Genomic DNA, 23,551 nt, shown 5'->3' with positions numbered 1-23,551 from the left:
CCGGGGGCCACGCCGTGTCAGGCGGACGCACCGGCGGCCGGCTCACCGCGCCCCGCGCCGGAGTTGCGGTGGGCGAGGAGGGCCGCACCCAGGTCCGCCACCGCCCGTGGGTCGGACAGCGGTCGGCCGAGCAGTTCCTCGACGCGGCGCAGGCGGTAGCGGACGGTGTTGGGGTGGACGAACAGGGTCCCGGCGGCGTCCGCGGCGGAGCCGGCCGCGCCGAACCAGTGGTCCAGCGTCTCCAGCAGCCGGGCACGCTCCGCCACGGGCAGGCCGAGCAGCGGGGCGAGGACCACCTCGGTCAGGTGCGCCGCCTCGGACGGGGCGGCCGCGACCAGCATGGCCAGCGGATTGTCGTCGAAACGCGCGACGCCCGGACCGGTGCCCGCGAGACCGGCCAGGGCCAGCCGCGCGAACCGCAGGGCCTGGGGGGCGTCCCGCAGCGAGGCGAAGCAGGGGCTCACGCCGACCCGGGCGCGGGCCCGGCGCAGGACACGCAGGCAGGTGGTCTCCGCCGTCGGCGTGGCCAGGGCGACCACGCCGATCTGCTGGTCGGGCAGCAGACGCCAGGCGGACGGGAGATGGTCGCGGCGCAGGGTCGCCTCCACACCGGCGAGGGGTTCCTCGCCGGGCGCGCTCGCGACCGCCGCCGCGACCGCGTACGGGCCCTGCTCGGGCAGCCCCAGCTCGCGCGCGGCCTCCCACAGCGTGGTGCGGTCGACGAGAACGCCGGTGAACAGCGCCTCCACCAGGGCCGAACGCCGTGCCTCGCGCTGCTGGGTCAGCTCGGCGGTGGTCTCCCGGTGGGCCGCCGCGACGGCCTCCGCGTAGCGGCCGAACAGCGACCAGATCTCCGCCGACCGGGTCACCAGCTGGGCGTCGGTGACCTCGGGGTGGGTGCGCGACTCCGCGATGATCTCCGACCAGAGCAGCTCGAAACCGATCCGGTACGCGTGGAGCGTGTCGGCCAGCGGCATGCCCTGTTCGGCGCGCAGACGGCCGGTGTCCCGGGCGGGGCTCGGGTCCGGGTCGTCGTCCCCGCGACTGAAGTGGCTCAGGATCAGATCGGCGTTGGCGGTGCAGGAGCGGCGCAGCGAGTCGAACGGGATGAGCGACGCGTCCCTGTAGGCGGCGACGTCCGAACGGATGCGCTGCGCCATCCGTTCGCCCAGTTCCGGCAGCCGTGCGTGGAGCGCCGAAGCCACCCCTGAGAGATCCATCGTCGCAGCTTAACGGCGCCCTATTGTTCCAGGGAACAATCCGGCGGGGTGGACGCTGTCACACCGCCCATAGGCCGTCGTCACGCGTGGCAGCACCATGTCGTCCACGTGAACGGCGGATTTCGACGGTGACATTCGTGGAGGCGGAAATGGCCAATCTGGCGGAGTTCCTGGTGGAGACGGCAGGACGGCAGCCGGAACGGCCCGCACTGCGGTTCGCGGGCCAGGTCACCGGCTACGCGGACCTGGACGAGCGCAGCGCCCGCGCCGCCGCCCTGCTCCGGGCCGAGGGGGTCCGCCCCGGGGACCGGGTCGCCCTGATGCTGCCGAACGTTCCCGAGTTCGTCGTCCTGTACTACGGCGTCCTGCGCGCCGGCGCGGTCGTCGTACCGATGAACCCGCTGCTGAAGACCCGGGAGACGGAGTACCACCTCGACGACTCCGGGGCGGTGCTCCTGTTCGAGTGGCACCAGGCGCCGGGGGAGGGCGCGCAGGGCGCGGCCGCCGCCGGGGTGCGGCACCTCGCCGTGGAGCCGGCCGCGTTCGCCGCTCTGCTGGCCGGGCACGAGCCGCTGCCGGAGGTGGCGCCGACGGCGGACGACGACGTGGCGGTGCTGCTGTACACCTCCGGCACCACGGGCCGGCCCAAGGGTGCCGCGCTCACGCACGGCGGGCTGCGGCACAACACCGAGGTCAACACGGTCCAGGTGCAGCGGATGACACCCGAGGACGTGGTGGTCGGCTGTCTGCCGCTGTTCCACATCTTCGGCCAGATCTGCACCATGAGCGTGGCCGTCCGGGCCGGCGCCTCGCTCACCCTCGTCCCCCGCTTCGACCCGCAGGCGGTGCTGGACGCCATCGCCCGCGACGGGGCCACGGTCTTCGAGGGCGTGCCGACCATGTACGCGGCCCTGCTCCAGCACCCGTCGGACGCGGACGTGTCCACGCTGCGGATGTGCATCTCCGGCGGGGCCTCGCTGCCGGTGGAGATCCTGCACGGCTTCGAGCAGCGCTTCGGCTGCGCCGTGCTGGAGGGCTTCGGCATGTCCGAGACCAGCCCGGTGGTCACGTTCAACCACCCCGACCGGCCGCGCAAGGCCGGGTCCATCGGCACCCCCATCCGGGACGTGGAGGTGCGGCTGCTGGACGACAAGGGCCAGGACGTCGCCCCCGGCGAGATCGGTGAGCTGGCGGTGCGCGGGCCGAACGTGATGAAGGAGTACTGGAACCGGCCGGAGGAGACGGCGGCGGCCGTCCCGGACGGCTGGCTGCGCTCCGGTGACCTCGCCCGGCAGGACGAGGACGGCTACTTCTACATCGTCGACCGCAAGAAGGACATGATCATCCGGGGTGGCTACAACGTCTACCCGCGGGAGATCGAGGAGGTGCTCCACGAGCACCCCGCGGTGGCGCTGGCCGCCGTGGTGGGCCGGGCGGACGCCCACCTGGGCGAGGAGATCGCGGCCGCGGTCGTCCTGCGCCCCGGCGCGCACGCGACGCCCGACGAGCTGCGGGAGTTCGTCAAGGACCGGGTGGCGGCGTACAAGTACCCGCGCGAGGTGTGGCTGATGGACGCCCTGCCGACCGGGCCCAGTGGCAAGATCCTCAAGCGGGAGATCACCGCGCCGACGGCGTGATCCCGGCGCGGGCGCGGTTTCCGTGACGCGCGGCGGGTGGATCCGGGAATCGTGACGGCGGCCGCCATCGACCTGGCGGCCGTTCCCTCGTAGGGTGGCAGCCGCCGTTCCCGGTACCCCCCCCGCCCCGCGCTCGCAGAGGACCAGGATGCCGTCCAGATTTGTCACGCACCTGACAGTAATGGCAGCCGTAGCACTCACCCTGCTGACGGCGGCACCGAGCGCGGTCGCCGCCCCCGCCGAGGCCGCTGCCGCCGTCGAGGCCGCCCCCGCCGAGGCGGCGGCCGACAGCTGGCAGCCGCCGCTGTCCACCCGCGGCCGCTACATCGTCGACGCCCGGGGAGACCGCTTCCGCCTGAAGTCCGCCAACTGGGACGGTGCGCAAGGGTCCTGGACCGGCAGCGGAAGCACCTCCGACCCGGCCAACCACCACGCCGGCCAGAACTCCTACGGCATCCCCCTCGGCCTGGACCGCGCCCCGCTGCCCGAACTCCTCGCGGACTTCCACGCACTCGGCATCAACAGCGTCCGGCTGCCGTTCTCCAACGAGATGATCCACGCGACCGCACCGGTCCCGGACGCCGCCGTCACGGCCAACCCGCAGCTGCGCGGCAGGACACCCCTGGAGATCTACGACGCCGTGGTCAGCGCGCTCACCGGCAGCGGATTCGCGGTGATCCTCAACAACCACACCAACACCACCCGTTGGTGCTGCGGCGTGGACGGCAACGAACGCTGGAACAGCAGCCAGTCCACCGAACGATGGGCGGACGACTGGGTCCTCATGGCCCGCCGCTACGCCGCCGACCCCCGGGTGGTCGGAGCCGACCTGTACAACGAGGTACGCCGCGACGTGCTGGACGACCCCAACTGGGGGCTCGGCGACGCCCACGACTGGTACGCGGCGGCCCGGCTCGCCGCCGACCGCATCCTCATCGAGGGCAACCCCGACCTGCTGATCGTCGTCGAGGGCATCAACTGGACCGGCCTGCCCGTCGACGGACTGCCGCACGAACGTCCCACCCTCGCCCCCGCCCGCACCCTCTCGCACACCCTGGTGAACGCCCACAAGCTGGTCTACTCGGCCCACTTCTACGGCTACACCGGTCCCCGGCACAGCGGCGCCACCGGAATCGGCGAGACCCACGACGCCCGCTACCAGGACCTGACCCGCGACCAGCTGTACCAGACCCTCGCCGACCAGGCCTTCTTCGTCACCACGGAGGGGCAGCACTACACCGCCCCCGTGTGGATCAGCGAGTTCGGCATCGGCGCCGGTGAGACGGGCGCCGCCGCCCGCACCTGGTTCGGCAGCATCACCGACTACTTCGCCGACCACGACGCCGACTTCGCCTACTGGCCGCTGGTCGGCTGGGAGGGTCACGACGACTGGTCCCTGCTGCGCTACGACACCGCCGGGCGGCGGTACGGCATCCTCGACGGGGCCGACTGGCGCGGCACCGGCTGGCAGCGCCTGATGACGTCCCCCGGTCGCACCGGCCCCGTCGCACCGGTGCCCGCCTGGCGCATGCTCACCACCGACCGGGGCGACGACGTCCGGTCCCTGCGGGTGCGGGCCGGCGGCGACTGGGATTCAGGTGCGTCCAAGGCCGCCTGCCCCGACGGGCTGCGGCTGGCCGGGCTCAGCCACACCGGCGGCCGGGGCCTGTGCACCGACGTGACCGCCGGCGACCTGCGCGCCGACGGGAACGCGCAGACGGTCGTCACCGACGAACGCCATGTCCCCGCGAACGGCGACTGGGCCGGCGGCTACACCAAACTCCAGTGCCCCGCCGGGCAGTTCCTGATCGGCTACAGTCGCCGCGGCGAGCGGGTGTCGGCGGCCCTGTGCGCACCCGCCCGCACCACGACGGGCCGCACCGGACGGACCGTCTGGTTCGACCGGTCCGACAACCGGCCCGCCGACGGCACCGGCGGCGACTTCGCCCAGGGCCGCTACAAGGGCCAGTGCGCCGCCGACGAGTACGCCGCGGGCATCGCCTTCACCACCCGCGTGGGCGCGCGGCAGGGCCCCGCGGCCCTGCTGTGCAGCCCGCTCCGGCCCTGAGCCGCCGAATCCCTCAGGGCCGGATTCCGTCGCAGGCGATGGACAGATGGCGTGGCCCGCGCAGCACGGCGTTCTGCCGGTACGGGGGCGGGTCCTCCAGGAGGCGCGGGTTCTCCAGCCTGCGGGCCAGCTCCGACAGGGCGAACTGCGCCTCCAGCCGGGCGAGCGGCGCGCCGAAGCAGCTGTGGATGCCGCTGCCCAGGCCGAGGTGCTGGATGTCGCGCCGGTCGGGATCGAAGCGGTCCGGGTTCTCGAAGCGGCGTGGGTCGCGGTTGCCGGACGCCAGCACCAGCCAGAGCGAGGAGCCCTTCGGGATGGTGACGCCGTGGACCTCGATGTCGGCCAGCGGAGTGCGCTGCGGCACCAGTTGCACCGGCGGCTCGAAGCGCAGCAGTTCCTCGACGATCGGTACGGCGAGCCGCGGGTCCGCGCGCAGCCGCTGGAGGACGTCGGGATTGCGCAGCAGGGTCAGCATGCCGTTGGTGACCAGGTTGACGGTCGTCTCGTGCCCCGCGATCAGCAACAGGGCCGCGGTGCTGAGCAGTTCCATCGTGGTCAGCGTGCCGTCCGGGCCCTTGGCGGAGGCCAGCTCGGAAAGCATGTCGTCCCCGGGGTTCTTGCGGCGCTCCTCGATCAGACCGGCCAGGTACATCCCGAGCTGCATCCGGGCGTCGGGCGCGCCCTTGCCGCGCTCCGCCGGATCCGCGTCCGGATCGGGGTCCAGGCTCGCGGCGATGGCGTCCGCCCAGCCGTGGAAGCGCGCCTCGTCCTCGCGGGGCACCCCGAGCAGCCGGCAGATCACCGTCACCGGGAAGGGGTAGGAGAACTGGTCCACCAGGTCGATCCGGCCGGGGTCGCCGATCCCGTCGATGAGCCCGGTGACGATGCCCTGGAGTTCCCCGCGCATTCCGTCCACCCGGTGGGGTGAGTGCGGCGGGCCGAAGTGCCGGTTGGTCATGCGCCGCAACCGGTCGTGCTCGGGCGGATCGAGCCGCAGGAAGCTGGGGGGCAGCTCGCTCTGTTCCTCCTGGGCCGGCTCGGCCAGTGGGTCATGGCCGGTCGAGACCAGATTGTGGGCGTCGGAGCTGATGCGGGGATCGTGCAGGAGGCTGCGGATCTCGTAGTAGGTGCTGACGACGAACGGCCCGTCCTCCTCGTGGTGGACCGGCGTCTTGCGCAGTTCCGCGTAGATCGGATAGGGATCGGCGCGGTTCGCGGGGTCCAGGATCTGGTGCAGCAGGGATTGCGTCATGGCGGGTCCTCGGGGCCGTGCGGATCAGTGCGCGGGCGTGAACGTCATCCGGCGGTCGGCCGGCGAATAGCCGCTGAGGGTCACGGTGGGACCGTGGGTGGGGACCGACGGGTCGGGGAAGTCCGCGTCCCTCGGCCGCTGTGCGTCCGGACGCCGGTCGAGCGTGGGGAACGGCGGCGGGAAGGGTGCCGCCTTCTCGATCTGCTCCTCGTAGAACGGCAGCCAGCGGGCGTGGTCGAAGGAGACCGCGCCGACCACGCGCCCCTGGTAGCCGTAGACGCCCACGAATCCGCCACCGTCGAGCGAGCCCTGCGGGACGACGATCTCCGTCCCCAGGGTCGGTACGCCGACCGACTTGATGCTGACTCCGAACTGGGAGGACCAGAAGGCCGGCACGGCCAGGTGGGGGAGGCGGTCGGTGCTCTCGCTGATCATGTTGTGTGCCGCGATCCGGGCCTGCGACACGGCGTTGCCCCAGTGTTCGAGCGACAGGAACTGGTAGCCGAACAAGGGGTGCGGGCAGCGGGCCACATCGCCCGCCGCGAAGATGTCGTCGGTCACGATGCCGCGGATGTCGAAGGCGCGGCAGCCGGCGTCGCAGGCGATGCCGCGCGGGCCGGCGCCGAGTCCGGACCCGGCGAGCCAGTCGGTGTTGCGCTGGGCACCCAGCGAGACGACCACCACGTCGGCCTCGACGGTGGAGCCGTCGGACAGCTGCGCCGCCCGCACCCGCCCCGAGGCGTCGCCCTCCAGAGCGGTCACCATGACCCCGCACCGCAGGTCCACACCGTGCGCGCGCTGGAGTTCGGCGGCGACGGCGCCGACCACCCCGCCGAGTGCGCCGACCAGGGGTGCCGCGCCGCGCTCGGCGACGGTGACGGCGACACCGCGCTCACGGCAGGCGGAGGCGATCTCCGAGCCGGTGAACCCGGCGCCGATGACGAGGACCCGCCGGGGGCCCTCGGCGAGCCGCCGCGCGAGGGCGGCGCCGTCGCCGCGACTGCGCAGACAGATGACACCGTCGAGCGCCGCCTCGGCCTCGCGCGGCCAGGGACGCGCCCGCACCCCGGTCGCGATCAGCAGCCGGTCGTACGGCACCTCGTCGCCGTCGGCCAGCCGCACCCGGCGGGCGGCCATGTCCAGCCCGGTCGCCGCCACACCGAGCCGCCAGGTCGCGTCGAGGGCCCGGCGCCGGGGCAGCGCGGTGCGGTCGGCGTCGGCCATGCCCAGCAGCACCTGTTTGGACAGCGGAGGCCGGTCGTACGGCTCGTACGGTTCGTCGCCGATCAACGTCAGTGATCCGGCGAAGCCCTCGTCGCGCAGGGTCTCCGCGGCGCGCAGGCCGGCCAGCGAGGCGCCGACGACGACGATGCGTCCTTCGCGTCGGAGTCTGTGCAGGGGTCCGTCACCGTTCACGGGTCACCGCCCCGGCCGGTGCGCCCGCCGTGACCGTCGGATCCGACGGTCCGGCGTCTCGACGGCGTCCACGAGGATGGCCTGGACGGGGCAGGCGGCGACGGCCTGGGCCAGCTTCTCGCGCTGTGCCTCGTCGGGCTCCGGGTCGTACAGCAGCCCCTCCTCGCCGTGCATGACGAACACCTCGGGAGCGAGGAACGCGCACTGCGCGTATCCCTGACAGCGGTTCAGGTCGACGACAATCCTCACCAAGGATCGGTCCTCTCCGATGGCCAGCCCGGTTCCCCCGCGTCCATCCTCGGCGTCGGGCGCCAGGACGGCGACGAGGAGTGGACCGTTGGAGTGAGCGCCACGGCCGGCTCAGGCCGGTGCGCCGGGCCGCGCGCCGGCGGGCCGTGAGCCGTCGGGCCGCCGGCCCCGCAGGATGTGCACGCTGACGATCAGCGCCCAGCCCGGGAAGACCAGCTCTGACCAGGGCAGATTCGCCCCCACCACGAGCAGCGTCAGCCCGGCGAGATAGCTGAGGACGACGAGCGGGCGTGGGAAGACGCCCAGCCGGTGGCCGATCGTCGAGGCCGTGAAGACGAACACCGCCGCCATGCGCATCGCGTACGTGGTCAGCATGGCGTAGGCGAACTGGCGGCCGAACGCCGAGTGGTCCTGGCCTTCGGCGAGCAGGGCTCCGGCCGCCGCGGCACTCGCGAACAGCGTGGCGACGAAGACCAGCCCGCTGCCCAGGAACACGGTGGACACGAACCGGTCCTCACCGGCACCCGCCTGCTCGCGCAGCGCGCCCATGAACCACAGGAAGGCGATCCCCGCGTACGGCAGGAGTTCCAGGGCGGTCCGCACCGTGTGCCGTTGCCCGGCGTTCACGGCGACGTCGGCCCCGTCGGCCCCGCCCGGCAGGGCGAGGCGCATCAGGACGATCGCCGCCGCCATCAGAATCGCGAACACGGTCCCGGCGATCCCGGCGGCCCGGGGCGTTCCGAGGCGCCTGCGCGTCTGCCTCATGCTCACTCGCTCTCTGTCTGCGGCCCTCCCTACAGACAGCAGCAATCCGCGACCTCGCGCCACCGGACCGCCGCGCGCCCACCGTTCGTCCGGTGCCGCGCCCACCGTTCGTGAAGTGCCGCGCCCACCGTTCCTCCGGTGCCGCGCCTACCGCTCGTCCAGGGCCGCGGCGGCCGCGTCGACGAAGGGGCCGATCAGCCGGATGTAGGCGCGCAATGTCTCCCGGAACTCACGGCGGTTCTCCCGGCAGGCGCTCTCGGCGGTGGCCGCCAGCGCGGTGGTGAGCGTGCCCGACATGATCAACAGGTTCGATGCCGCGACCTGGACCGTGGACGGGCCTTCCAGATCGATCAGCGTCACCGCCCGGCGCAACCGCTGGTGCCGGTCCCGGTGCGCGGCCAGCGCCGTCCGGGCCTCGGCGGTCGAGAGGGCGTCGACTCCCCGGAGCCCGTCGGCGACGACCTGAGCCTGTTCGATGAGGGCCAGGTAGGCGGCCCGCCGGGTCTGCCGGACGCCGTCGCGGCGCTGCGCCTCGGTCCCGGCCTCGACCTGGATCCGGGCCGCGTGGGCGTTGCCCCTGCTGGTCAGCCAGCTCGCCAGCGAACTGGCCGCGATCGCCGTGACACCGGTGAGGCCGGCGATGAACAGCGAGTTGTCGGGCATGCCCAGGAGTCTCTCCGACCGCGGTGCCCCGGGGCAGCCGAACGGTGAGGGTGGCCCGGGAGAGGCGACCGCCGGGCGTCGGAAGGCGCGTGGAGGACACCGCCCCGGCCGGCATCTGCGGCCGGGGCGGTGGTCCGCGCGCGGCGGGGCTACTTCACGTCACCCGTGAAGATCGCCGTCTCCGAGTCGTAGTCGGGCGCCACCTCGACCTGAAGGAACGTTTCTCCCTTGGGGAGTTCGCAGGCCCACGGCACGGAGAGGGACCGGCCGGCGAGGATGCTGGTGTCCGGGAGGCCGTCCAGCCCGTCGTCGTAGATAGCTTCACCCTCCCGGCCCTCGTCGCCGTAGGCGCAGCTGACGGTCATCTCGGAGGCGTCGACGGTCTTGTCCGACGCGTTGACGACCTTGATCGTGAACTTCGCGTACGCCGTTTTCTCCGGGGAGGCGTACTCGCTGGACACGCCGCGCGAGAACTTCGACAGGCTCACCTCGACGTCGTGGTCGTAGACGACGGTGTCGTCGAGCGCGTAGGAGTCGTCGCCGGCGTCCTCGGGGGTGGGCTCGGCGTCGGCGTAGACGTCGGCGTCCGCCGCGTCCTCGTCGCCCCGCGCCGGGACCGTCTCGGTGACGGTCACCGTGGGCGTCGCCTCGGCCTCCTTGTCGCCGGCGACCCCGGCGGTCACGGCGGCGGCGAGGACCGCCGCGACCGTGGCGGCGGCAGCGGCGACGAGGATCGTGGTGTTCCTCCTCGGCGGCCGCGGAGGGCCGTAGCCGGGCGCGGGAGGCGGGGCGTGGCCGGGCATGGGCGGCGGCGTGATGTCGTGACTCATGGTCCCCCCAGGGATGGTTCAGTTGAGTGGTGAATTATCTTCCATCTGATCATCTTGTGGAGACCATGTGATGGAATCGTGCTGATGGGGGGTGGGGGGCGAGCGTGCGATCGGCGACGAGTCGTGCCGGACGGCGGGGGCTCCGGTCGCGAACGCGGCCGGCCCGGCCGCGCCCCGCACGGTCGGCGGGGAGTCGGGCGGCCGGGCCGGTGGATCGGCGGCCGTCGGCCGTTCGGTCAGTCCGCGTAGACCCTGCCCTGCTTCACGACGTAGTGCGCCGGCTCGGAGCAGCCCAGGGAGGGAGTGAGCAGCAGGCTCACCGTGAGCGGCGCGGGCTCGGTGCCGGCGGTCGAGAACTGGCAGACGGCGCCGCTGCCGGTGAGCGGGTACCAGAACCAGCCGCCCACGTCGCCGACCGTCACCCGGTCCGACTCCTTCCAGGCTCCGCCGACCTTCTTGTAGACCTGTAGACGGACCGATGCGGCGTACCTGTCCTCCGTGGAACGCAGTGCGGTCAGGGTGATCTTGTAGTCGGTGCCCAGTACGGACGACGCGATCTGGCGCTTCTGCGGAGCCGCGGCCGCCGCCGGTGAGGCTCCCGCGTCGGCGACGGTGAGCGTGGTCGCCGCGAGGGCGGCGAGTGCCGCGGCCGTGACGCCGCGGGTGCGCGTGCGAGAGAGGCTCATGTGTTCCCCCGGTGGAACGAGGTGCGATGGATGATGTGAATCATCCCTTTTGAGGTAAAGACACGTTCCGCACCTCGAGGGTTGCACGGGATCGGGCCGACCTCATTTCGCCGACCTCGTCCGGTCCATCCGTCCGGCCGCGGATCCCGGGCGGCCGGCCGGTGGGCTACCAGGGAAGCGGACCGGCCGCCCTGCGGAACGTGCCGGTCGGCCCGTCGGCGTCGATCAGGGCCATACGGACGATGACGTCGGCGCCCTGTTCCACGGTCTGCGTGCCGGTGCGGTGGTTGAGGTCCGTGGCGGTGAAACCGGGGTCGACCGCGTTGACACGAGGCCGGCTGCGCGGCCTGATCGCGGAGCTGTGCGCGCGCAGCTCCCGCTTCGCCGAGCTGTGGGACAGCGGCGTGGTCGGTGTCCACGACGCGGCCCGCAAGACGATCGACCATCCGCTGGTCGGCCCGGTGACGCTCGACTGCGACGTGCTCTCCGTGGCCGGCAGCGATCTGCGGATCATGGTCTACACCGCGGAGCCGGGGACGGAGGACGCCGAGCGCCTCGCCCTGCTGACGGTCCTCGGGACGCAGGACATCACCGCGTCGCCCTGATGGGGTGCGCACGCCGTCCCGGGCGGACCGCCCTGGGGCCCGCCCGGCCCCGCCGCCGGCGGCGGGGCGTCGCGGCCTCAGCTCACCGCCTGCTTCACGAGCGCGCCGATCCGCGCCTCGTCGGCGGCGGTCAGCTCCGTCAGGGCGTACGCGGTCGGCCACATGCTGCCGTCGTCGAGGTGGGCCGTGTCGTTGAAGCCGAACGTCGCGTAGCGTGCGCCGAACTTCTGCGCGCTCTGGAAGAAACAGACGACCTTGCCCCCCTTGGCGTAGGCGGGCATCCCGTACCAGAGCTTCGGCGCGAGGTCCGGTGCGCCGGCCTTGATGACGGCGTGGATCCGTTCGGCCATCGACCGGTCCGACTCCTGCATCTCGGCGATCTTCGCGAGGACCGCGGCCTCGTCCTGTGCCGCCTTGTCCGCACGTGATCCGCGGCGCGCGGACGCTTTCAGCTCCTTGGAGCGCTCCTTCATCGCGGCGCGCTCCTCGTCCGTGAACCGCACGGACGTCTCGTCGTTCGCGGTGCCGCTCTTGGCGGGCTGCTGCGTGTCGTTCATGGTGGATTTCCTCCCGGTATTCACATCAATGGGTACATCTTCATGGCGGAGGGGCGCCGCAGCCACGGCTCCTCCAAGGGCGGAGTCACGGGGATCTCACCCCGGCGGTTCCGACGGGTGTCAGCCCCACGCGCCGGCGATCTGGCGGGTCGTGGCGTTGAGCCGGTTGAACAGGTTGGTGACACCGGTCATCAGGACGATCGCGGCCAGCTGCTTCTCGTCGAAGTAGGTGGCGGCCGTGTCCCAGACGTCGTCGCTCACCGGGTCGGGACGGTCGGCGAGCCGGGTCGCGGCCTCGGCCAGCGCGAGGGCCGCCCGCTCCGCCGCGGTGAAGTACGGCGCCTCCCGCCAGGCGGCGACCGCGGCCAGCCGCTCGTCGCCGACCCCCGCCTTGCGGGCCGTCTTCGCGCCCCCGTCGACGCAGGCGCTGCATCCGTTGATCTGGCTGACGCGCAGATGCACCAGCTCCAGCGTCTGCGCGTCCACACCACCCGAGCGCACGGTCTTGAGGATCGCCTGAAGGGGCTGCATCGCATCGGGCAGGACGACGGCGGGGTTGCGCATGCGGGACTGCGGGGCGGTCGTCGCGGTCGTCGCGGTCATGGCGTTCATGGCGGTCTCTCTTCTCCCGGTCGGTGCCCCGCTTCCGTCGGGGCGTGACACCATCACAGCCGCCCGGGGCGTGCCGCGACATGCCCGTGGGACACCGTGGGACAGTTGAAGCGCCCTTGACCAGCGGCGAGTTGGCTCGGAAGACTGCTGCCCCAGCGGGACGGGAAGGCGGGGGAACGGTGGACGGGTACGAACGGACGGCGCAGGCCGATCCACAGGACGAGCTGGCGGCCCGGTTGCGCCTGCTCCAGGAACTCTCCGGGCTCGGCGTACGGGCCCTCGCCCGGGACGCCGGCCTCAGCTCCTCGTCGCTGTCGCGCTACCTGAACGGGCAGACCGTCCCGCCGTGGCCCGCGGTGGTCGCTCTCTGCCGGCTCGCCAAGCGCGACCCCCGCCCCCTGCGTCCGCTGTGGGAGCGGATCTCCCACCCGCTGCCGGCGCCCCCGAAGAGCAGCCGCCAGGTCCGGCCGCTGCCCCGCAACGATCTGCCGCGCGACGTGGCCGACTTCACCGGACGCGAGGAGCGGCTTGCCGCCGTGCTCGCCGCGCTCGACAGCCATCGGGTGGTCTCCGTCGACGGCATGGCGGGCGTCGGCAAGACCTGTCTGGCGGTGCACGCCGCGCACCGGCTCGCCGCCGATTTCCCGGACGGCCGGCTCTACGTGGACCTGCACGGCTTCACCGAGGGCCGGCCCCCGCTCGACCCCGACTCCGCGCTGCGGATGCTGCTCGGCGCGCTCGACGTCCCCTCCGAGCGGGTCCCGCAGGAGGGCCTCGAACAACTCGCCGCGTGCTGGCGGTCGGAACTGGCCCACCGCCGGGTCGTCGTGGTCCTCGACAACGCCGCCGACGTCGACCAGGTCCGCCCGCTGCTGCCCGGCGCCGGCGACTCCGTCGCCCTGATCACGAGCCGCAACCGACTCCTCGGCCTGGACGAGGTGCCCCCGGTCTCGCTCGACGTCCTGAGCCCGCAGGAGAGCGCGGAGCTGCTGGCCCGCGCCAGCGGCGACCCCGGTGGCCCCGACGGCAGACTGGCCCGCGATCCGGAGGCGGCCGCCGAGGTGCTGCGGCTCTGCGGCCATCTGCCACTGGCTCTGCGCCTCGCCGCGGCCCGGCTGCGGCACCGGCCGGGCTGGACCGTGGGCATCCTCGTCGAGCGGATGGCCGAGGGCGCCGGCGAGTTCGACACGGCCTTCGCCATGTCGCTGCGGCAACTGGACCGCTCCCAGGCCCACCTGTTCCGGATGCTCGGCCTGCTGCCCGGGGAGTCCTTCGACGAGCACGTGGTGGCGGCGCTCGCGCAGGTGCCGCTGCGCGTCGCCCGGGCGATGCTGGAGGACCTGCTCGACGCGCACCTCGTCCAGCAGCCGACGGCGGGCCGCTACCGGCTGCACGACCTGGTCCACCAGCACGCGCGCCGGGCCGGGGCGGAACAGGACTCGGCCGACGACCGGGAGCGGGCCCTGGGCCGGGTGCTCGACTACTACGTGCACGCGGCGGCCGCCGCCGACGCCGCGATGCCGTTCCTGTCGCCCGCCCGGGCGGCCCGCGCCGGCGACCCCCCGGCCGAACTGCCGCGGTTCACGGACAAGAACGCGGCCATCGCCTGGCTCGTCACGGAGTACGCGAACCTGATCGCCGCCTTCGAGACGGCGGCCGCCGTCGGGGCCGACCTGCACGTGTGCGAGCTGCCGCGCTTCCTGCGCGCCTACTTCGCGCGTCGCTGCGGCACCACGCACCTCAACGTCCTCTTCGAACGCTCCCTCGCCGCCGCCGAGCGCCTGGGCGATCCGCTGCGACTGGCCGAGGCACACAGCGACCTGGGCTTCGCCCGCTACCACGCGGGCCGGATGGCGGAGGCCACCGCCGCGTACGAGACGGCCGGACGGCACGTCTCCCGCTCGGGGGACGTACGGGCGGAGGCCGAGCTGGCGATCCGCCGCGGCTATCTGAGCTGGGACGCGGGACACGTCGACGAGCCGCTCGAACTCTTCCGGCTGGCGGGGAAGCTGTACGAGAAGGCCGACTGCCCGACGGACGCGGCCCACGCGGCGGCCTCGGAGGCCTGGACGATGCTGCAACTGGGACACCGCGAGGAAGCGGCCCGCCGGGCGCGGGACGTGCTGCGCACGCCCCACACGGATCCCGCGTGGCCGCCCGCCCTGACGGCCCGGATCACCCTCGGCGTGGCCATCGCCCACGAGGAACCCGAGGAGGCGGCGCGGCAACTGGAGCAGGCGCTGGCCCTGGCCCGCGAGGACGGACACCTGCACAACCAGGCCTGGTGCCTCAACTGCCGGGGTGTCGCGCTGCGGCGGATGGGCCGTTACGAGGAGGCACTGGCCAGCCACCGGGAGGCGTTCGCCCTGCTCGACGAGTTGTTCGAGGAGCACTGGAAGATCCACTTTCTCAACGGCTACGCCGAGACCTGCCGCCTCGCGGGCCTGCCCGAGGAGGCCCTGCGGCTGCACCGGCAGGCACTGGACCTGGCCCCGCGCCTGGGCAACCGGCAGGAGGAGGCACTGGCCCACGAAGGCATCGCGACCCTGCTCGACGCCACGGATGCGGCGGGCGCCGCCGAGCACCGCGCGGCGGGACGGGCCGTCCTGCGGGACTTCGGGGCTCGCTGACCGGCAGACCTGGGGCGGGGGCGGCCCCGGCGGTGGGGCGGAGCGGCCGTAGGACCGGGGCCGGATCGCCAGGTGGCGCGGGTGCCGTACGGCGGGACCGGCCCCGTCACCGCAGTGTGGGAACCGCCCCGCCCTCGACGTGCGTCACCTCGACCCCCGGCAGGCCCGTGCCCCATCGGCCGGCGATCTCCGCGAGCCGTTCCGCGTCGAGTGGTGCGGGCCCGAGCCCGATGGCGTACCGCGCGTCGACCGGCCCCGCGTCGGACGCCGACGCGGGGACCAGCGCCCGGGGCCAGGGGTGCGCGTCCTTGGCCCCCGCGTCCTCCAACGCGCCGAGGAGCGCGCGCATGCGCCCGCGTACGCGCCCGTTCAGCTCGTCGAAGTCCTCCGCCCGGCGGGGCTGGACGGTCACCACGGCCCAGGCCGCGTGCCGCCGGTGCAGGGGCGGCGGGGACAGCAGCTCGGGCCACGGATCCGCACCGGACCCGGCCGCGGCCTCCACGGTCTCCCAGGCCCGGTAGAGCTCCTGGCTCAACAGGTCCCGCCCGGCCGCGCCGACCTGCTCGGTGCAGGACCGCACGGGCGCGCCGGGCGTCAGCACGGTCACCGCCCCCTGGGCCGTGTCACCGCCCCCGGTGAGGGCGACGGGCTCCCGCCAGTCCCACGCCGCCCAGGTGCCGAAGAACCGCCGCAGCAGCTCACCCGCGTCCGTGACGTCCGGTGACTCCCGGACGGTACGGGCCGCGAGCACCGCCCACGCCACCCCGGGCAGCCCGCCGAACGGCGCCCCGTCCAGCCCGCGCGCCCTCGCCCACGCCTTCACACCTCGTGCCAGCACCACGAACGGCGACGCCCCGGCCGCATCCACGACGTCCGTACCCACGGCTCCCGCATCTCCCGCAGCTCCAGCTCCCGCAGTTTCCGCACCCACGGCCCGCGCGCGCACCGCCGCCAGGACCGCGTCCGCGTCGGACACCGCGCTGAGCGCGACCGCCGCGGCCTCGCCCAGTTCGGCCCGCCGGGCCACCGCCTCCTTCGCCGGCACCGCTCCCGTGGCCACGACCACCAGGTCCACGTCGAGCCCCTCGACATGGAACCGCAGGCCGGGCACGCGCGCGCCGACGACCTCCCGCACCCGCCCGGCGTCCGGCAGCGCGGCCGTGACCCGCTCCCGTACGGCCGCGAGGTCCACCGTGCCGGGCAGCGCCGCGACGACATCCAGGTCGGCCCCGTCGAGCGCGCACCCCATGCGCCGCGACCCGGCGAGGTGGACGACCCCCGCACCGACCCCCGCACCGATCCCCGCACCGATCCCCGCGTCGGCCCCCGCACCGATGCCCGCGTCGCTCCCCTCGCCCAGCGCGTCCGTCAGCCGCCGCAATACCCGCTCGGCCGCCGCGTCGTCCGTGGCGGGCAGGACACCCGCGTCGGCGTCGGGCGCGGCCCAGTCCGCCCAGTCCCGGTCGGGCCGGCCGACGGCCGGCTCGGGAAGCCACCGCACCTCGCCGGTGCCGAGGGCCACCGTGGCCCGCGGCCGCATCGGTTCGTCACCGCGCCGGGACAGCAGGACCAGCTCGCCGACCCGTGCGGTCATGGGGGACAGACGGGCCGCGCAGTCGACGGCCACGGCGTGCGGATCGCCGGTCCGGCCGAGGCTCAGGTGCGGCGTGAACCCGCGGTGGCGTCCACGGCAGCGCGGGAAGCGCCGCACGAGCGCCTGCCACAGCTCCGCCCACGGCGTCTCGTCGTCCGCCGCGGGGTCGCACCACACGGTGGCGCTGTGCCGGTGCCCGAAGGTGTGCAGTCCCTCCAGCCGTGCCGTGAACGGCGCGACCTGCGCGGCCGCGGCGGCGAGCAGCGGCGCCGCCCGCGCGAAGTCCGACTCGGGGACGAACCCGAACAGCACGTTGACGTGCGGCGGCCAGCGCCGGATCTGCACGTCGTGGTCCTGCCGCACGTCCTGGATCGCCGGCCACAGCTCGCGCGGCGGAACCCACGCCAGCGCCGTACGGGGTGTCGGCGCGACGTCGAGCACGTCGACCGGAGTGCCGGTGCCGCAGTGCAGGTCGGCGGCGATCCCGTAGTGGTCGGAGACGTACAGCCCTTCCGGGGTGGGCGTGTCGCCGAGCAGTGCCGTGCCGGTCACGCGCGGTCCGTCGACGGCGCGGACGAAGACCCGGTCGAGGCGGGAGGCGCGGCCGGTCAGCGACGAGACGGCGGCCAGCGGGTTGACGCCGGGGTCGAAGGTGGGGGAGTGGTCGTCCGGCCCGTGCGTCTCGGTCCAGGTGTCGAGCATGCCGAGCGTGCGGGCCGGGCCGGGCCCGCCGTCGTTGAAGTCGCCGACCAGGACCAGGCCGCCCGCCACACCCGCCAGCCCCTCGGCGAGCCGGGTCAGTTCGCCGCCGCGCCGGGCCGGCCCGTCCTCGGAGTGGTCGCTCGTCAGATGGGTGCAGGCCACGGTCAGCGGTCCGGAGGCGGTGTCCACGACGACGGCGGTGACCGCCTTGTGGTGGTTGAGGACGTGCAGGGCCGCCTCCCGCACGGGGAGCCGGCTGAGCAGAAGCTGCCCGCAGTCGTCGACGTCCTTCCCGTAGGGGTCGGTGCCGACGGCGTAGCGGGCCCGTACCCATGGCGCGTCCAGCAGCATGGTCAGCAGTCCCGCCTCGACCTCCTGGAGGGCGATCACGTCCGCGTCGGCGCGCTCCAGCGCCGCCAGCAACAGCGGTCGGCGCAGGGCGGTGTCGATGCGATGGCTGTCGTAGCGGTCCCACAGGGTGTTCCAGGTGAGCACCCGCACCCGGTCCCGCCCCGGCTCCGGCGTGGTGGGCGTGGCGGGGATCCACCGTTCGGCGGCCGCGTCCCAGGTGTGCGGGGTGCGCGCCGTGAAGAAGGGCGCCCGCAGCCGTCGCGGGTCGCGCACCCGTCCGGCGCCGGACTCGTCGATGCGGTCCACGCCGGTGGCACGGTCCCACACCAGCTCGCCGTCCGCCTCCACGAACAGCACCCGGTGCCAGGGGATCTCGCCGCCCGGCACGTACGCCGGCAGCGGCACCCGCTTGGGCGCGGCGCCGCGCTGGTTGATGCCGAGCACGAACCGCGCGGGGTCGAAACGCGGGTCCCAGCGCACCCGGTGGTAGATCTCCTCGCTGGTACGCATCAGGCGTCCTCCCCCTCCAGTGTGCCGTCGTGATCCGCCACGGTCCCGTCCGCGCCCACGTACCAGGTGCGGTGCGCGTGACCGGGATACGGCGGCACGAACCGGCGCAGCTGCCCCGCGAGCACGTCCGCCGGCACCGGATGCGCGCGCGTGGCGTTGCGCCGTACGAGTTCGTCCTCGTCCGCGAGCACCACGGCGTGCGTGACGAGCGCGTCGCGCCGGTGGGCCACGCCGTGCACCAGGGACCGCTGGTGCGGGTTGAGCGACGTGGCGTCCCACACGACCGTGCCACCGGCCGCGAGCGCCTTGTCCAGCCGGTCGAGGCCCTCCCGCAGCACGTCCCCGTTGGCCTTCTGGTCCGCCCGCGCGCCGCGCGATGCGCGCAGGCCGTCCAGGGAGACGCACGCCGACACACCCGTCAGCCGCGCCGCGAACGCGCTCTTGCCGCTGCCGGACGGCCCGACGAGGTGCACCAGCCGGGGGAAGTCCCCGCCGCGCCACCGCCAGGTCGCCGCGACGGCCTCCTCCACCGTGGACACCCGCCCCTGGGCGTACGCCTCCCGCGCCTCCGCCCAGCAGCGGTCCCCCGCGTCGCCGCCGACCCCGTCGCGCCGCAGCGCCGCGCGCATCCCGGCCCGCAGCGGCGCGAGCGGCGCCTCGCCGAGCAGCCCGGCCTCCTCCGCGTGCAGCGCGGACCACTCCACCTGTTCCCGCGCCCGGTCCTCCGACGCGACCGCCCCCGCGACGGCGTGCAGCACCCCCAGATCGGTCGCCAACGACATCCGGACGAGCCCGGCCCGCCGCTCCGCGTCCGGGTACGGCCGGTGCAGGGCCGGGTGCAGGCCCACCAGATCGGCGACCCGCCGCGCGAGCGGCACGCCCAGGGGCCCGGCGGCCCGGCCCATCAGCCGCGCCCTGCCCGTGCGGTGGAGCAGCGCGGCGAGCACCCCCGCGAGCCGTGCGTCCCCGCGCCGTCCCAGCGCGTCGAGCCGGGCGCCCGCCTCGGCGGCCGCGTCACCGTCCGTGTCCGTCACGCCCAACTGCCCGGCCAGCGCTTCCCCGTCCGCCGCCGCCCCGGAGCGCACGGCCCACAGCGCGGCCGCCGGGCCGAGCCCGTTCTCCACGACGGCCGTGTGCATCCAGTGCGTCCCCGTCGTCACATGCCCGGGCCGCACCCACTTGGCGATCCGCCCGGCGAAGTCCTCCCGCGCGAAGCCGTCCACGGTCCGTACGACGTAGCCCTCCTGCCGGCCGGTCTCCACCCGCAGCCGGCGCAGCGCCCGCTCGTCGCACACCCCCCGCCACAGCACCGGCGGCACCGGGACCCCCAGACCCCGCAGAAACCGCACGGTCGCGTCCCAGTCCAGGCACCGGTCCCGCTCGTCCCACACGGAGAACCCGTAGAAGTAGCTCTCCAGGGCGTCGTACGGGATCGAGTGCCGTGCGTACATGTTCTCCCCGCACACCCGCCACCCCGCCGGGATCCGCGCCCCCACCCGCCCCTGGAGCGCCTTGACCCAGGCCCGCGAGGGGTGGTGCGCGGAATCCACGGACCGCGCGTGCAGCCCGTCCGCGTACAGGGTCGTGTTCTCCCCGTCGAGCTTCTCGGTGACGACGATCTCCCGCCCCGCGAACCCGCTCAGCCCACCGACCCGCACATCGTCCGCGGAAGCACCCGGTGACCAGGGCAAATGAGGGGTTCGGGGGTAGGAGGTGCGCATGCGGGCCACTATAGGAGCGCGGGAAACGGCCCCTCCAGCGGATTATCGGCGGGCGGTCCGGCGGCGGCCGGCCCGCGCGTGCCGGGAAATGGAACAGGGCCCTCGGGTGCGAGGTGTGCCCGAAAGTGTGTCCCTGAGGGCATGGGCGGGCGGGGCGGGGTGCGGCACGCTGGAGCGTTCATCGTTCCGTGGGTCGTCCGACGAGGGGAAGAGGGGGCCGTGCGCGCACAGCGACAGACATCCGGCGGCGAGCGGGGACAGGACCGTGACCGGCCGGCCGGCCGCGGAGGCCCGTCGACGGTGGTGCCGGGCCGGCTCGGCGGCATGTCGTCCGGGCAGGCGCTGGCGTTGCAGCGGTCGGCGGGCAACGCCGCGACGGCACGGGCGCTGCGGGACGAGCGGAACCAGCCTGCGGCGCGGCCGGCCACCGAGCCTCCGGCGGCGCGGACCGAGCCGGCGCGGGCGACCGTCCAGCGCTCCAGCGTGCACCAGGTGCTCAAGGGGGCGGGACAGCCCCTGGACGCCGGGACCCGTGCCGACATGGAGGCACGCCTCGGGGCCGACTTCTCCGACGTGCGCCTGCACACCGGCTCCGTCGCCCAGCGGTCGGCCGCCGAGATCGGCGCCCGGGCCTACACCTCCGGCAGCCACATCGTGCTCGGCGCGGGGGGCACGGACCGGCACACCCTCGCCCACGAGCTCACCCACGTCATCCAGCAGCGTCGGGGCCCGGTCACCGGAACCGACCACGGGGACGGACTCAACGTCTCCGACCCGTCCGACCGCTTCGAGCGGGAGGCCGAGGCCAACGCCGCACGCGCGCTGAGCCTCCCGGCGGGGCAGGCCGTGTCCGCACCGGAGGGCGCGCGGGAGCACGACCGCACGCCGACGGACGGCACCGGCACGGCGCAGCGCATGTGGAACGGCCAGGCACCGGTGAGCAACGCCCAGCTGGCCCGCCAGCAGCGCGACGAGATGGAGTTCCTGCCCGCCCTGTACGTCCCGGCGGAGGCCTTCGGCCCCGACGGCAGCCTGCCCGCGCTGCCCACGCATGCGTGGGCGACACCGTTTCCGGGCGCCGTGGACCTCCTGCAGATGGACGACCCGCCGCTGCCGGCCATCCCGCACCGCAACCCCGGTCCCCGCCCCTCCTGGCCGCTGAAGTACCAGTCCGGACACTTCATCTACCGCGTCGAGATGGTCAACGCCCCCGCCAACGCGGGCACCACCCTCATCGACGCGAGCCAGCCGTTCCGTGTCGTGCGGCGGACACTGAAGATGCGGCAGAGCGGTGCGTCGGCGGGCCGCACCTACCGCTTCGCGGAGCGCTGGTCGCCCAATCCGGCCCACTGGAATCTGGCCGACTTCCAGGAGGCGGCCCGAGCCGAGGCGATGGCCCAGCAGCTCGGACTGGACGCGAGCAGCCGGTTCACCGCGCACGACATGGCCGCCTTCACCGCCCTGCCGACCGACCCCGGCCAGCCCTTCGTCTTCTACGTCTCCTCGACCGGCGTCGACCCCCACTTCCAGCACGCCGACGGAACGGCGAAGAACGAGCGCAGGTACCGCAGCGCCACCACCTTCGACAACACCGTTGCCGCGGGCGCCGCCGTGAGCGGGCTCGAACATCAGGGGTACATGGCGCTCTCCTCGCCGCCCCAGGTGGACCGCCGCACCGCCGGCCGCGACCCGTCGCGCGCCATGGGCCGCAAGCAGGCCCACGAGCTGATGGGCGACGAGGGGCGCAAGGGCTCCACCGGTGAGCGGCTCGCCTCGCACGAGTGGTGCCACCTCGTCGGCGACGGCGACGGCGGCCCGGACCTGCCGGCCAACCTGGTGATCGGGACCAACGCGGTCAACACCGAGCAGCTCGCGATGGAGACCGCGCTGCGCCCGTTCGTCGGACAGCTGGCGGCCCTGGGGCACTCGATCCAGCTCCGGGTCGACGTGCTGCTCGACAGCACCCCCGAGGTCCACGCCCGTGTACCCAACAGCCCCGACAACGTCGCGGAGTTCATCAGCTACGACATCTCGCTCGTCCCTCGCGGTCAGCTGAACGCGCCTCAGCCGCACCCGGTGCACCGGCAGATCATGGACGGCAGGCGCGGCACCATCACGGAACTGGAGTTCACCTACCTGAACCATCTCGTGCGCGCCAAGCTCCGCGAGGTCACGACCGCCCTCCAGACCCAGCAGCAGGCGCCGCAGGCGGCGTACGCGGGGGCGGGGTACGGCTACAACTGAGCCGGATCGCGGGCGGCCTGCCGCACTCCGAACGTCCGCTGTGGCTGTGGCTGTGGCTGTGGCTGTGGTCGGTGGCCGTGGTCAGTGGCGCGGTGACCGGCGGACGGTCAGGACGGCCACGTCGTCGTGCCGGCGGCCGTCGCCGGCGAACGCGCGGGCGTCCTCGTGCAGTGCCCGGGGCAGGTCGGCGGGGGAGAGGTCGAGGTGCTCCATCAGGCGCTCGTCGACCGGGTAGAAGGTGCCGTCGTCGGCGCGGGTCTCGGTGAGGCCGTCCGTGGTCAGCACCAGCGTGGAACCGGCCGGGAAGGCGAACCAGTCGACGGTCGTCGGTTCGACGGCCAGTTCCGCGAGTCCGAGCGGCACGCCGGAGTCCAGCGCCGGAGTGGTGACGGCGCCGTCGTGCATCAACGTGGGCGGAACGTGACCGCAGTTGACGAGCTGCGCCTCCGCGCCCGCGTCGACTCCGACCACGAGGGCGGTGACGAACCGTTCGTCGTCGCCGGTCTGTTCGGCGTAGGAGTTGTGGCGTACGACGGCGGAGTCGAGGGCGTCGACGAGCGCGGTGAGGGTGGGCTCGCGGTGGGCCGCCTCGCGGAAGGCGCCGATGACGGCGAACGCGGCGCCCACGGCGGCCAGGCCCTTGCCCTGGACGTCTCCGATCAGCACCCGGGTCCCCCAGGGTGAGGCCACGACGTCGTAGATGTCACCGCCGACGAGCCGGTCCTCCTGGACGGGCTCGTAGACGCCGTTGACCAGGACGTCGTCGGTGAGCAGGGGAAGGGGGTGCAGGATGTGCCGCTGCATCGCGGCGGCGGTGGAGCGCAGCCGCAGCATCTCGTGCTCGCGCGCGATGCGCCGGTGACAGGCGTAGACGGAGGCGGCCCCCAGGGCGAGGGTGAGCAGCACCAGAAGCGCCCGGTCGAGCCATCCGCTCCCGTCCCCGTCCCCGTGGCCGGCCCGCACCAGCACGGTGACGGTGACGAAGAGGGTGGTCCACGCGGCCACGAACTTCGTCTGCTGGAGCGTGCACAGCGCCGACGCCGTCCCCGGCAGGAAGACCAGCAGTCCGAGGAGCCACACCTCGGATCCGGACAGGACGCCGAGGACCTCCACCAGGACCGTCACCGTGAGCACGCCGACGACCGTCTCCGCGTTGCTCGGGGGCTCGATGGCGTCGAGGGCTTCGATGGTGCCGAGGGTCTCGGCCGGGCGCTTCCGACGGATCTTGGTCATGGGAAC

Annotated in this window: 17 protein-coding genes and 2 pseudogenes; 5 read left to right on the top strand and 14 right to left on the bottom strand. The window is 74.0% G+C overall.

Features of this window, described 5'->3' with window-relative positions; genetic code table 11:
• Positions 1-17 precede the first annotated feature (17 nt).
• Complete coding sequence (locus tag IE275_RS10820) at positions 18-1,220, bottom strand: PucR family transcriptional regulator (RefSeq protein ID WP_229870194.1); 1,203 nt, start codon at positions 1,218-1,220, stop codon at positions 18-20.
• Between the two features lie 149 nt (positions 1,221-1,369).
• On the opposite strand from IE275_RS10820, the gene IE275_RS10815 reads away from it, so the two are divergent.
• Both IE275_RS10815 and IE275_RS10810 read left to right on the top strand, forming a co-directional pair.
• Complete coding sequence (locus IE275_RS10815; RefSeq protein WP_189710230.1) at positions 1,370-2,857, top strand: long-chain-fatty-acid--CoA ligase; 1,488 nt, start codon at positions 1,370-1,372, stop codon at positions 2,855-2,857.
• Between the two features lie 181 nt (positions 2,858-3,038).
• On the top strand, positions 3,039-4,925 hold the full coding sequence (locus IE275_RS10810) for a glycoside hydrolase family 5 protein (RefSeq protein ID WP_229870193.1): 1,887 nt from the start codon (positions 3,039-3,041) through the stop codon (positions 4,923-4,925).
• Positions 4,926-4,938: 13 nt separating this feature from the next.
• Here the strand turns inward: IE275_RS10810 and IE275_RS10805 are convergent, their stop codons facing one another.
• The 8 genes and pseudogenes from IE275_RS10805 to IE275_RS45875 all read right to left on the bottom strand — a co-directional run.
• Positions 4,939-6,177: a cytochrome P450 gene (locus tag IE275_RS10805; protein WP_189710227.1), complete on the bottom strand. Its 1,239-nt coding sequence runs from the start codon at positions 6,175-6,177 to the stop codon at positions 4,939-4,941.
• A 24-nt stretch (positions 6,178-6,201) separates the two neighbouring features.
• Complete coding sequence (locus IE275_RS10800; RefSeq protein ID WP_189710225.1) at positions 6,202-7,593, bottom strand: NAD(P)/FAD-dependent oxidoreductase; 1,392 nt, start codon at positions 7,591-7,593, stop codon at positions 6,202-6,204.
• A gap of 3 nt (positions 7,594-7,596) precedes the next feature.
• A complete protein-coding gene (locus IE275_RS10795; protein ID WP_189710507.1) occupies positions 7,597-7,842 on the bottom strand; it encodes a ferredoxin in 246 nt (81 codons plus the stop codon).
• Positions 7,843-7,953: 111 nt separating this feature from the next.
• Complete coding sequence (locus tag IE275_RS10790) at positions 7,954-8,607, bottom strand: hypothetical protein (protein WP_189710223.1); 654 nt, start codon at positions 8,605-8,607, stop codon at positions 7,954-7,956.
• A gap of 147 nt (positions 8,608-8,754) precedes the next feature.
• The gene (locus IE275_RS10785) at positions 8,755-9,270 is read right to left on the bottom strand and encodes a hypothetical protein (protein WP_189710221.1); all 516 of its coding nucleotides are present in this window, start codon (positions 9,268-9,270) and stop codon (positions 8,755-8,757) included.
• 149 nt (positions 9,271-9,419) lie between these two features.
• Complete coding sequence (locus tag IE275_RS10780; protein ID WP_189710219.1) at positions 9,420-10,100, bottom strand: hypothetical protein; 681 nt, start codon at positions 10,098-10,100, stop codon at positions 9,420-9,422.
• 236 nt (positions 10,101-10,336) lie between these two features.
• The gene (locus IE275_RS10775; RefSeq protein ID WP_189710217.1) at positions 10,337-10,786 is read right to left on the bottom strand and encodes a hypothetical protein; all 450 of its coding nucleotides are present in this window, start codon (positions 10,784-10,786) and stop codon (positions 10,337-10,339) included.
• Between the two features lie 166 nt (positions 10,787-10,952).
• Positions 10,953-11,117 (bottom strand): annotated as a pseudogene (locus tag IE275_RS45875) (short-chain dehydrogenase); the annotation flags it as partial.
• 4 nt (positions 11,118-11,121) lie between these two features.
• Between IE275_RS45875 and IE275_RS10770 the strand changes: the two are divergent.
• Positions 11,122-11,391, top strand: a pseudogene (locus tag IE275_RS10770) (MmyB family transcriptional regulator); the annotation flags it as partial.
• Between the two features lie 77 nt (positions 11,392-11,468).
• On the opposite strand, the gene IE275_RS10765 reads toward IE275_RS10770, so the two are convergent.
• Complete coding sequence (locus IE275_RS10765) at positions 11,469-11,948, bottom strand: iron chaperone (RefSeq protein WP_189710215.1); 480 nt, start codon at positions 11,946-11,948, stop codon at positions 11,469-11,471.
• A gap of 120 nt (positions 11,949-12,068) precedes the next feature.
• A complete protein-coding gene (locus IE275_RS10760; protein ID WP_189710505.1) occupies positions 12,069-12,512 on the bottom strand; it encodes a carboxymuconolactone decarboxylase family protein in 444 nt (147 codons plus the stop codon).
• 227 nt (positions 12,513-12,739) lie between these two features.
• Between IE275_RS10760 and IE275_RS10755 the strand changes: the two genes are divergently transcribed.
• On the top strand, positions 12,740-15,190 hold the full coding sequence (locus tag IE275_RS10755) for an ATP-binding protein (protein WP_229870192.1): 2,451 nt from the start codon (positions 12,740-12,742) through the stop codon (positions 15,188-15,190).
• 106 nt (positions 15,191-15,296) lie between these two features.
• Here IE275_RS10755 and IE275_RS10750 read toward each other — a convergent pair whose 3' ends face one another.
• Together IE275_RS10750 and IE275_RS10745 are read right to left on the bottom strand one after the other, a co-directional pair.
• Positions 15,297-18,347: a poly(A) polymerase gene (locus IE275_RS10750; protein ID WP_189710211.1), complete on the bottom strand. Its 3,051-nt coding sequence runs from the start codon at positions 18,345-18,347 to the stop codon at positions 15,297-15,299.
• On the bottom strand, positions 18,347-20,068 hold the full coding sequence (locus tag IE275_RS10745; protein ID WP_189710209.1) for an RNA ligase family protein: 1,722 nt from the start codon (positions 20,066-20,068) through the stop codon (positions 18,347-18,349). The genes IE275_RS10750 and IE275_RS10745 overlap by 1 nt, the downstream gene beginning before the upstream one ends.
• 219 nt (positions 20,069-20,287) lie before the next feature.
• On the opposite strand from IE275_RS10745, the gene IE275_RS47220 reads away from it, so the two are divergent.
• Entirely contained in the window at positions 20,288-22,312 is a 2,025-nt protein-coding gene (locus tag IE275_RS47220) for an eCIS core domain-containing protein (RefSeq protein ID WP_373299197.1), read from the top strand.
• Between the two features lie 81 nt (positions 22,313-22,393).
• Here IE275_RS47220 and IE275_RS10735 read toward each other — a convergent pair whose 3' ends face one another.
• Positions 22,394-23,545, bottom strand: coding sequence for a PP2C family protein-serine/threonine phosphatase (locus tag IE275_RS10735; protein ID WP_189710207.1), 1,152 nt, complete (start codon positions 23,543-23,545; stop codon positions 22,394-22,396).
• Positions 23,546-23,551 lie beyond the last annotated feature (6 nt).

The organism is Streptomyces phaeofaciens (genome assembly GCF_014648915.1).
Lineage (GTDB): Bacteria > Actinomycetota > Actinomycetes > Streptomycetales > Streptomycetaceae > Streptomyces > Streptomyces phaeofaciens.
Note: the sequence above shows the minus strand (reverse complement) of the source record. Positions and strands in the feature narration are given on the sequence as shown.

Coding starts and splice junctions, on each gene's coding strand:
- IE275_RS10805 (WP_189710227.1), bottom strand. CDS start 6,177: ATGACGCAATCCCTGCTGCACCAGATCCTGGACCCCGCGAACCGCGCC.
- IE275_RS10810 (WP_229870193.1), top strand. CDS start 3,039: ATGGCAGCCGTAGCACTCACCCTGCTGACGGCGGCACCGAGCGCGGTC.
- IE275_RS10780 (WP_189710219.1), bottom strand. CDS start 10,100: ATGAGTCACGACATCACGCCGCCGCCCATGCCCGGCCACGCCCCGCCT.
- IE275_RS10775 (WP_189710217.1), bottom strand. CDS start 10,786: ATGAGCCTCTCTCGCACGCGCACCCGCGGCGTCACGGCCGCGGCACTC.
- IE275_RS10815 (WP_189710230.1), top strand. CDS start 1,370: ATGGCCAATCTGGCGGAGTTCCTGGTGGAGACGGCAGGACGGCAGCCG.
- IE275_RS10745 (WP_189710209.1), bottom strand. CDS start 20,068: ATGCGCACCTCCTACCCCCGAACCCCTCATTTGCCCTGGTCACCGGGT.
- IE275_RS10820 (WP_229870194.1), bottom strand. CDS start 1,220: ATGGATCTCTCAGGGGTGGCTTCGGCGCTCCACGCACGGCTGCCGGAA.
- IE275_RS10785 (WP_189710221.1), bottom strand. CDS start 9,270: ATGCCCGACAACTCGCTGTTCATCGCCGGCCTCACCGGTGTCACGGCG.
- IE275_RS10735 (WP_189710207.1), bottom strand. CDS start 23,545: ATGACCAAGATCCGTCGGAAGCGCCCGGCCGAGACCCTCGGCACCATC.
- IE275_RS10760 (WP_189710505.1), bottom strand. CDS start 12,512: ATGCGCAACCCCGCCGTCGTCCTGCCCGATGCGATGCAGCCCCTTCAG.
- IE275_RS10765 (WP_189710215.1), bottom strand. CDS start 11,948: ATGAACGACACGCAGCAGCCCGCCAAGAGCGGCACCGCGAACGACGAG.
- IE275_RS10790 (WP_189710223.1), bottom strand. CDS start 8,607: ATGAGGCAGACGCGCAGGCGCCTCGGAACGCCCCGGGCCGCCGGGATC.
- IE275_RS10750 (WP_189710211.1), bottom strand. CDS start 18,347: ATGCGTACCAGCGAGGAGATCTACCACCGGGTGCGCTGGGACCCGCGT.